We start from the raw sequence: 8,365 nt of genomic DNA on the forward strand, positions 1-8,365 counted from the left end.
GGGCCAGAACGTCACGCGGGCCGTGCCGTCGCGGCAGATCAACCCGGCGCCGACCCGGCGGCAGTCGGTCACACCCGCCGGCCCACGAACCGGGTGCGCCGGGGGTACGGGTCAGGTCCAGGGCACCTGTGGGGACGGGTAGAAGTCGACCTGTTGCAGTCGCCAGCGGGGTGCCTGCTCCCCCAGTCTGGTGCGGAATGATTCCCAGTCGTGGCTGGCGGTGGTTGACCAGCCGAGTTCGGCGATCGCCGGTAGGCGGGGGAAGGCCATGTGTTCGATGTCGTCGAGGGTGCGCAGCGTCTCGGACCACAGTGGGGCCTCGACGCCGAGGATGGCGTTCTCGCCGATGCCGGTGACCCGGGTGGCGGGGTCCCAGCCGTACGCGTCGGACACCTCGATCAGGCCGGCCCAGCGTAGGCCGAGGCGGGTGTTGGCGTCGTACTTCATGTCGAGGTAGGCCTTGTTCGCCGGTGACATGACGACTTTGGTGCCGCGGGCGGCGGCCGCGACGAGGCTGGCATTTGTGGTGCCGGTGCCCCAGAACTGGGCGACGTCGTCGGTGGAGGTGTCGGCCTGGGTGATTTCGTTCCAGCCGTAGGCGCGTTTGCCGTACTTCGTGACCAGGGGCAGGACCCGGTTCATGAAGGTGCGGTAGTCCTCGTCGGTGGTGGCGTGGGCTTCGTCGCCGCCGATGTGCAGGAATGGTCCGGGGGTGATGGCCGCGATTTCGCGGATGACGTCTTCGACGAAGCGGTAGGTGAGGTCGTCGTTGATGCAGAGGGAGCTGTAGCCGACGGCGATGTCGGTGCGCGGGGGCGGTGCGACGCCGTCGCAGTTGAGTTCGGGGTAGGTCGACTGGGCGGCGTTGGTGTGCCCGGGCATGTCGATCTCGGGGATGATCGTGATGTGTCGTGCGGCGGCGTAGGCGACGACGGCTGTGTAGTCGGCCTTGGTGAGGTATCCGGGGCCGACACCGTCGACTCCGGTGCCGGGTCCGCCGCCGACGGTGGTGAGGCGGGGCCAGGAGTCGATCTGGATGCGCCAGCCCTGGTCGTCGGTCAGGTGCAGGTGCAGGTAGTTGATTTTGTACTGGCTGAGCAGGTCGACGTAGGCGGTGATGTCGTCGACGGTGTGGAAGTGGCGTGCGAGGTCGAGCATCGCGCCGCGGTAGGCGAAGCGTGGGTAGTCGATGATTCGTCCGCCGGGGATTGTCCAGGTGGTCCGCTGCCGGTCGGGTGCCTCGATCTGGGCGGGGAGCAGTTGGCGCAGGGTCTGGGTGCCGGCGAACAGCCCGGCGGGGGTGTTGGCGCGGATCGTGACGCTGCGGCGGGTGACGTCGAGTTGGTAGCCCTGCTGGCCGATGCGGTCGTCGGCGCCGCCGATGAGCAGGGCGATCTCGGGTAGCGGGGTGGAGCGTACGGGCAGGACGGGCAGGGCGTGGCCGGTGGCGGGGCGCAGTGTGGTGGCGAGTTGGTGGCCGACGTGCCAGGCGGCGGCTGAGCCGGGGGTGGTGCGGATGACGGTCAGGGGGGTGATGCGGAATGTGGTGTGCGCGTCGGGGTGGGTTTCGACAGGTGCGGGGATGACGTCGCTGAGGTGTCGGGCTGGTGCGGTGGGTGTGGCGGCGGCGGGCGTTGCGGGCAGGGTGACGGGTAGCGCGAGTGCGGCTATGGCCAGCAGCCGTGTGGTGGTGTGTCGGCGACGCACGGTACCTCCAGGCCTCGTCATGATCGACGGTTGTCGATTAGAGGGGCAGGTTACCGACGTTTCGCCTGCACTGTAAACCTTCCTTAACATAGGGGCGCGTCGAGACAGTGCTGTCGCCGACCTCACGTACGCCGCACGCTGGGGAATTCCGGGAGTGGTCGTGCCGTTGTCCGTTCGGAAGATCAGGTTCGGATGATCGATTGGGAAGTGCCATGCACATGCGCTCAGACGCGGTAGTGCTGTTCGGCGTCACGGGAGACCTCGTCTCGAAGAAGCTGTTTCCGGCGCTGTACGAGTTGACCCGGCGCGACCGTCTCGACGTCCCGGTGATCGGTGTGGCCCGCTCCCCCTGGGACGATCAGCAGTTGGTCACCATGGCCCGCAAGTCGGTCACCGAGGCCCAGGACGAGATCGACGACGAGACCTTCGATCGACTGGCGGACAACCTCTCGATGATCTCCGGCGACTACGCGGACCCGGCGACGTACCAGCGGCTGGCGCAGCGGCTGCGCGACGCCGAGCGGCCGGTCTTCTACCTGGCGATTCCTCCGGCGGTGTTCGGCTCCGTCGTCGAGGGCCTGGCGGCCGTGGGTCTGGCCGACCGGGGTCGGGTGATCGTGGAGAAGCCGTTCGGGCGTGACCTGGAGTCGTCCCGCGAGCTGGATCGCACCCTGGGCGCGGCCTTCGCGTCGGAGCGGGTGTTCCGCATCGACCACTACCTCGGCAAGGAAGCCGTCGAGGGTCTCTACGCCTTCCGGTTCGCCAACCGGCTGTTCGAGCCGCTGTGGAACAACGAGCACATCGACAACATCCAGGTGACGCTCGCCGAGGCCTTCGGCACCCAGGGCCGGGCCGGCTTCTACGACACCGTGGGCGCGACCCGGGACGTGCTGCAGAACCACATCCTGCAGGTCGTGGCGCTCATCGCGATGGAGGCGCCGGCCAGCGAGGACACCACGGCGTTCCGGGAGGCGGAGGCCGCGGTGCTGCGGCAGATCCCGCCCCTGTCGCCGGACTCCACCGTACGGGGGCAGTACGCGGGCTACCGCGACGAGCCGGGCGTGGCGGCGGATTCGAACACGGAGACGTTCGTGGCGACCCGGTTGACGGTCGACTCCCCCCGGTGGGCGGGTGTGCCGTTCTACCTGCGTGCTGGCAAGTCCCTGGCGGGGACGGCGACGGAGGTCGTGGTCGAGTTCAAGCAGCCGCAGCGCTCGCTGATCCCGGCCGAGCGGGGTCAGGCCACCGCCGCGAACCTGCTGCGGTTCCGGCTCGGGCGCGGCGACGGCATCACCATGTCGATCCAGGCGAAGAGCCCGGGTGCCGAGGTGGCGAGCCGTCCGGTGGAACTGTCCGTCGACTTCGGGGCGGCTCTCGGTCGCCGGCAGGAGGCGTACGAGCGGCTGCTCGACGACGCGATGGACGGGCAGCACCTGCGCTTCGCGCGTGCCGAGACGATCGAGCAGGAGTGGCGCATCGTCGAGCCGATCCTGGATCTGCCGACGGCGGTGCGGTCGTACGAGAAGGGCAGCTGGGGTCCGGCGGACGCCGACGCGCTGGCCGGCGGCTGGCACCTTCCGGACCTGCGCTAGTCGCGGCCGGAGCTGACGAAGGCGGCGTGACCGACTTGTCGCGGTGTCTCGACTGTGGGCAAGCCGAGTCGGTCACGGGTGCGGCGCGCGGTCGCTGACTGACCGCTCAGCTCAGCGGAACGACCGTCCGGCGACGGTGAGGTTTGCCGCTTACGCGGGGTGTGGGCACGTTGGGGGCGACGTTTCTCGTCCTCGTCGGAGAGGAAGCAGCTCATGCTTTCCGCACTCGATCGTCGGCACACCGTCGCGCCGCCCGGCTACAGCCGGTGGCTCATCCCCCCGGCGGCGTTGGCCATCCACCTCTGCATCGGTCAGGTCTACGCGACCAGCGTCTACAAGAACTCGCTGATCGCCCACTTCGACACCAGCCAGACGGCGATCGGGGTGATCTTCAGCATCGCGATCGTGATGCTCGGGTTGTCCGCGGCGGTCGCCGGGACCTGGGTGGAGGCGAACGGGCCGCGCAAGGCCATGTTCGTCTCGGCCTGCTTCTGGGCGGCGGGGTTCCTGGTGGGCTCGCTGGGCATCGCCACGAAGCAGCTGTGGCTGCTGTATCTGGGCTACGGGCTGCTCGGCGGCATCGGGCTGGGCATCGGCTACATCTCCCCCGTCTCCACACTGATCAAGTGGTTCCCGGACCGGCCAGGGCTGGCCACCGGATTGGCGATCATGGGGTTCGGTGGTGGGGCGATGGTCGCCTCTCCCCTGTCGCGGCAACTGTTGTCGTTCTACGACGCCGGCTACGACCCGTCCAACGCGGGGTCGACGGCGTCGGGCAGCGCCCTGGTGTGGCTGTTCGTGACGCTCGGCCTGGGCTACTTCGTGATCATGATGTTCGGGGTGGCGAACGTGCGGGTGCCGGCGCCGGACTGGCGGCCGGCCGGCTTCGACCCCGCCAGCGTGGCGGCGAAGCCGCTGGTCACCACGGCGAACGTATCGGCGGCGAACGCGGTGAAGACCCGCTCGTTCTGGCTGCTGTGGGTGGTGCTGTTCTGCAACGTGACCGCCGGCATCGGCATCCTGGAACAGGCCAGCCCGATGATCCAGGACTTCTTCCGCGACAACGGCACCTCCGCGGTGACCGTCGCGGCGGCCGGCGGGTTCGTGGGTCTGCTGTCGCTGTTCAACATGGCCGGGCGGTTCGCGTGGTCGTCCACCTCGGACATCATCGGCCGCAAACCGATCTACCTGGTGTATCTGGGTGTCGGCATGGTGCTCTACGCGCTGCTGGCGCTCGTCGGGCAGACCTCGACGGCCCTGTTCGTGCTGTTGGCCTGCGTGATCCTGTCGTTCTACGGCGGTGGCTTCGCGACCGTGCCGGCGTACCTGCGGGACCTGTTCGGCACCTTCCAGGTCGGGGCGATCCACGGTCGGCTGCTGACCGCGTGGTCGGCGGCGGGGATCGCCGGTCCGCTGATCGTCAACGGGTTCCTCGACGCGCAGGGCGAGCCGGGCTCGCTGACCGCCGCCGCGTACCGTCCGGCGCTGTTCACGATGGTGGGCGTGCTGGCCGTGGGCTTCGTGGCGAACCTGCTGGTGCGGCCGGTGCCGCAGCGCTACCACGAACCAGCGGCGGAACAGCACCCGCAACAGAACGTGGACGAGGACACGACGGCGCAGAGGAGTGGTACGCGATGAGTGAGGACAGCCGTTCCGGGCAGCAGGCCCGGTTGTGGATCTCCTGGTTGGTGGTGGCGGCGCTGCTCGGCTACGGGATCGCCCAGACCGTCATCACGGCGGCGAAGCTGTTCACCCACTGAGGCGCCGTGGGGGGTGCCGTCGCACGGCACCCCGCGGCACCGTCAGAGACCGCCGGAGACGCGCAGCACGGTCCCGGTGGCGTACGAGGCGTCCGGGCCGAGCAGCCAGGCGATGGCGGCGGCGATCTCGTCGGGTTCGCCGGCGCGGCCCAGCGGGATGCGACCGACGGCGGAGTCGGCGCGGTCGGGGACCCCGGAGTCGGCGTGGATGTCGGTGCGCACGATGCCGGGGGCCACGGCGTTGACCCGGATGCCCTTCGGGGCGAGTTCCTTGGCCAGGCCGACGGTGAGGGTGTCGGTGGCGGCCTTCACGGCGGCGTAGTGCACGTACTCCCCCGGGCTGCCGAGGGTCGCGGCCGCCGACGAGACGTTGACGATCGCCCCACCGTCGGTGAGCCGGTGGGCGGCCTGCTGGGCGCAGAGGACGTAACCGACGAGGTTGACGTCGACGACCCGGCGCAGGTCCTCGACGCGCAGCTCGGTGAACGGTCCGATCAGGCTGGTGACGCCGGCGTTGTTGACCAGGCCGGTGAGCGGGCCGAGCTGCGCGGCGGCGTCGAACAGGGCGTGCACCTGCTCGGGGGCGGTGGTGTCGGCGCGTACCGCGATCGCCTGTGCGCCGGCGGCCCGCAGGTCGGCCAGGACGGCGGTGGCGGCGGCCTCGTCGCGGCGGTAGCACAGGGCCACGTGGTGACCGGCGGCGGCGAGCCGACGGGCGGTGGCCGCGCCGATGCCCCGGCTGCCGCCGGTGATGACGGTGACGGGTGCCACGGTGCCTCCCGGGGAGTCTGACGGCTGCGCGATGCTCGTGCCGACGCTACCGTGACCAGCGCGGATCGGTCCTCGAGAGGAGGGTCACACGCGGCGGGCGTCGGGACCCGACAGCGGGGTGTCCCTGCTGGCCGGACGACGCCAGGCCGACGAGGTGGCGGCGCTCGGGGTGTGATCGCTTACGCTCACCGCGCGTTCGATCAGACGATGGAGGTGCGCGGTGGCGGGTGTGGGTGTCGGCGACGTGGTGCAGGATTTCGAGCTGCCGGACGAGACGGGTACGCCGCGGCGGCTGTCGGAGTTCCTGGCGGCCGGACCGGTGGTGCTGTTCTTCTACCCGGCGGCGATGACCCGGGGGTGCACGGCGGAGAGCTGCCACTTCCGCGACCTCGCGGCGGAGTTCACGGCACTGGGAGCGACGCGGGTGGGCATCAGCCGCGACCCGGTGGCGAAGCAGGCCGAGTTCTCGAAGCTGCACGGCTTCGACTATCCGCTGCTGTCGGACGCCGACGGCGCGGTGGCGCAGCAGTTCGGGGTCAAGCGGCGGGTGCCGTTGGGGCCGTTGAGCATGAAGCGCATGACGTTCGTCATCGGCACCGACCAGCGGATCATCGAGGTGATCCACAGCGAGGTCAGCATGAACGAGCACGCGGACCGCGCACTGCGGGCGCTGGGCGGCTGAGCGGGCGTGAGCCCCGTGCGGCGGGTGTCGCAGTCGGCTGGTATCAAGACAGCAATCAAACAGGTGTACGGAAGAGGGTTGTGATGGATGCCGGCCAGGGTTTGTCCACTAGCGAGGTGCAGAGCATCCGGGAGTCGTTGGCGGCCGGGCGTAAACCGCGGGTGGTGTTCACCGCGTCGGCGGGGCAGATCGCCGGTCAGGTCGGTCAGGTGATCGAGCTGACCGACCCGGAGGTGTCCGACGAGTTCGTGGTGGTGCGCTTCGGTCGCGACGAGTTGCCGTTCTCCCCCGCCGACCTGGCAGTGGCGCCCAAGGGCGTCACTCGTCGGGTGGTGGAGCCGAAGCCGGAGCCCGAGCCCGAGCCCGAGCCGCCGACGGTGGCCGCGCCGGAGTTCGTGTTGGACACGCCGCGGGTGCCCGCGCAGCGACAGGAGGAGCCGAAGGTGGAGCAGACGGAGAAGCCGCCGGCGCGGCGGGCGGTCAAGGCCGTCAAGCCGAAGAGCCCCGCGGGCCTCACCGTGACCTTGGCGTACGCCGACGGCGAGTGGACAGTCGCCGCGCAGCAGGGCAGCAAGGCCCTCGCGAAGCCGTACGTGGTGAAGCCGGCGGAGGCGTTGAAGATGGTGGCCCTCGTCGACGTGCCCGGGGTGCAGGAGGCGGTGGAGCAGATCCTCGGCACCGAGCGGGCCGAAGCGGAGCAGCAGGCTGAGAAGCTGCGCGCCGAGCTGGCTGAGATCGAGGCCCGGCTGGCTGAGCTGCGCGAGGCCCGCTGAGGGCTGTCAGTGCCGGCTGTGGTGGCGCAGCAGTCGGGTGAGCAGTCGCGTCAGCTGCTCGCGCTCGGTGGTGGACAGCGGTGCGAGCAGGTCGACCTGGACGCGTTCGAGGGTCGCGCCCAGCCGGCGGGCCTCGTCGGCGCCGGCGTCGGTGGCGCTGATGACGTTGCGGCGGCGATCGGCCGGGTCGGGGGCACGCACCACGAGCCCTCGGCCGGCCAGGTCGTTGATGGCGGCCACCACGTCGCTGCGGTCGATGCCGCAGCGACGGCCGAGGTCGGCCTGACTCGCGGGCCCGTCCTCGGCGAGGGTGGCGAGCAGCCGGTAGTGGTAGCCGCGCAGGTCGTGCGCGGCGAAGCCCTCGCTGAGCAGGCGGGCGGCGTGACCGGCGGTCTGGTTGAGCAGCCAGCTCGGCGAGGTGCTGAGCCCGGCGGGTGACTGCGGGGCCACGTTGTCCATGCGGCGCAGCCTACCAGGAATCGTTGGCGCGACCCACGATCGGGTGTTACGTTGGCGCAACCAACGTTGGCCGAGCCAACGTATCGAAGGAGGCGTCATGTCCACCGTCCCCACCCTTAACGGCCAGGTCATCGGCCAGGCCCACTACGCCACCCGGGCCCTGCTCGAACGGGCCATCAGCACACTCGGCGTCACGTTCAACCAGGTGGTCGCGCTGCACGTCCTCGCCCAGGGCCCGATCGAACCCGCAGACCTCACGCACCGGGTCACCAGCACGCTCAAGATCGACGATTCGGCCGCGCGCCAGGTGGTCGACCACCTCGTCGACGCCGGCCTCGCGCAGGTCGACGGCCCGGCCGGCGGCGACGAGACACGGCTGGCGCTCACCGACACCGGTCGCGCCACGCAACGCGGCGTCGTCGCCGCCGTCGCCGACCTCAGCGCCCGGCTGTACGCGGGAATCCCCACCGACGAGGCCAGCACGGCAGCGCGGGTGCTCACCCTCGTCACCCAACACGCGAACGCCGAGCTGGCGGCGACCCCGGCCTGACCGGACGCCACCGCCGGGCGGGGGGGGCAGCGAAACCAAAGGGACAAGCGGGGGGCCAACCGCGACAAGCC

Annotated in this window: 9 protein-coding genes; 6 read left to right on the top strand and 3 right to left on the bottom strand. The window is 70.4% G+C overall.

The genetic code is table 11. From position 1 onward, the window contains the following. Window positions 1-111: 111 nt before the first annotated feature. A complete protein-coding gene (locus AB0B48_RS30125; RefSeq protein WP_357207398.1) occupies window positions 112-1,707 on the bottom strand; it encodes a beta-N-acetylhexosaminidase in 1,596 nt (531 codons plus the stop codon). A gap of 212 nt (window positions 1,708-1,919) precedes the next feature. Here AB0B48_RS30125 and zwf point away from each other — a divergent pair, with 212 nt between their 5' ends. From zwf to AB0B48_RS30140, 3 genes are all read left to right on the top strand, one after another. Then, a complete protein-coding gene (zwf, locus tag AB0B48_RS30130) occupies window positions 1,920-3,299 on the top strand; it encodes a glucose-6-phosphate dehydrogenase (protein WP_357207400.1) in 1,380 nt (459 codons plus the stop codon). Window positions 3,300-3,512: 213 nt separating this feature from the next. Next, entirely contained in the window at window positions 3,513-4,937 is a 1,425-nt protein-coding gene (locus tag AB0B48_RS30135; protein WP_357207402.1) for an OFA family MFS transporter, read from the top strand. Then, complete coding sequence (locus tag AB0B48_RS30140) at window positions 4,934-5,059, top strand: hypothetical protein (protein WP_357207405.1); 126 nt, start codon at window positions 4,934-4,936, stop codon at window positions 5,057-5,059. Before AB0B48_RS30135 ends, AB0B48_RS30140 begins: the two co-directional genes overlap by 4 nt. Window positions 5,060-5,101: 42 nt before the next feature. Here AB0B48_RS30140 and AB0B48_RS30145 read toward each other — a convergent pair whose 3' ends face one another. After that, window positions 5,102-5,830, bottom strand: coding sequence for an SDR family oxidoreductase (locus AB0B48_RS30145; RefSeq protein ID WP_357207408.1), 729 nt, complete (start codon window positions 5,828-5,830; stop codon window positions 5,102-5,104). Window positions 5,831-6,050: 220 nt separating this feature from the next. Here AB0B48_RS30145 and AB0B48_RS30150 point away from each other — a divergent pair, with 220 nt between their 5' ends. Then, a complete protein-coding gene (locus AB0B48_RS30150; protein ID WP_355007530.1) occupies window positions 6,051-6,512 on the top strand; it encodes a peroxiredoxin in 462 nt (153 codons plus the stop codon). Window positions 6,513-6,595: 83 nt separating this feature from the next. Next, entirely contained in the window at window positions 6,596-7,285 is a 690-nt protein-coding gene (locus tag AB0B48_RS30155; RefSeq protein WP_357207410.1) for a hypothetical protein, read from the top strand. A 6-nt stretch (window positions 7,286-7,291) separates the two neighbouring features. Here AB0B48_RS30155 and AB0B48_RS30160 read toward each other — a convergent pair whose 3' ends face one another. Then, window positions 7,292-7,744, bottom strand: a complete 453-nt coding sequence (locus AB0B48_RS30160; protein WP_357207412.1) for a MarR family transcriptional regulator — start codon at window positions 7,742-7,744, stop codon at window positions 7,292-7,294. 97 nt (window positions 7,745-7,841) lie between these two features. On the opposite strand from AB0B48_RS30160, the gene AB0B48_RS30165 reads away from it, so the two are divergent. Further along, a complete protein-coding gene (locus AB0B48_RS30165) occupies window positions 7,842-8,294 on the top strand; it encodes a hypothetical protein (protein ID WP_357207414.1) in 453 nt (150 codons plus the stop codon). The last annotated feature ends 71 nt before the right edge of the window (window positions 8,295-8,365 follow it).

It is taken from the genome of Micromonospora sp. NPDC049089, assembly GCF_040648775.1.
In the GTDB taxonomy this organism is placed as follows: domain Bacteria; phylum Actinomycetota; class Actinomycetes; order Mycobacteriales; family Micromonosporaceae; genus Micromonospora.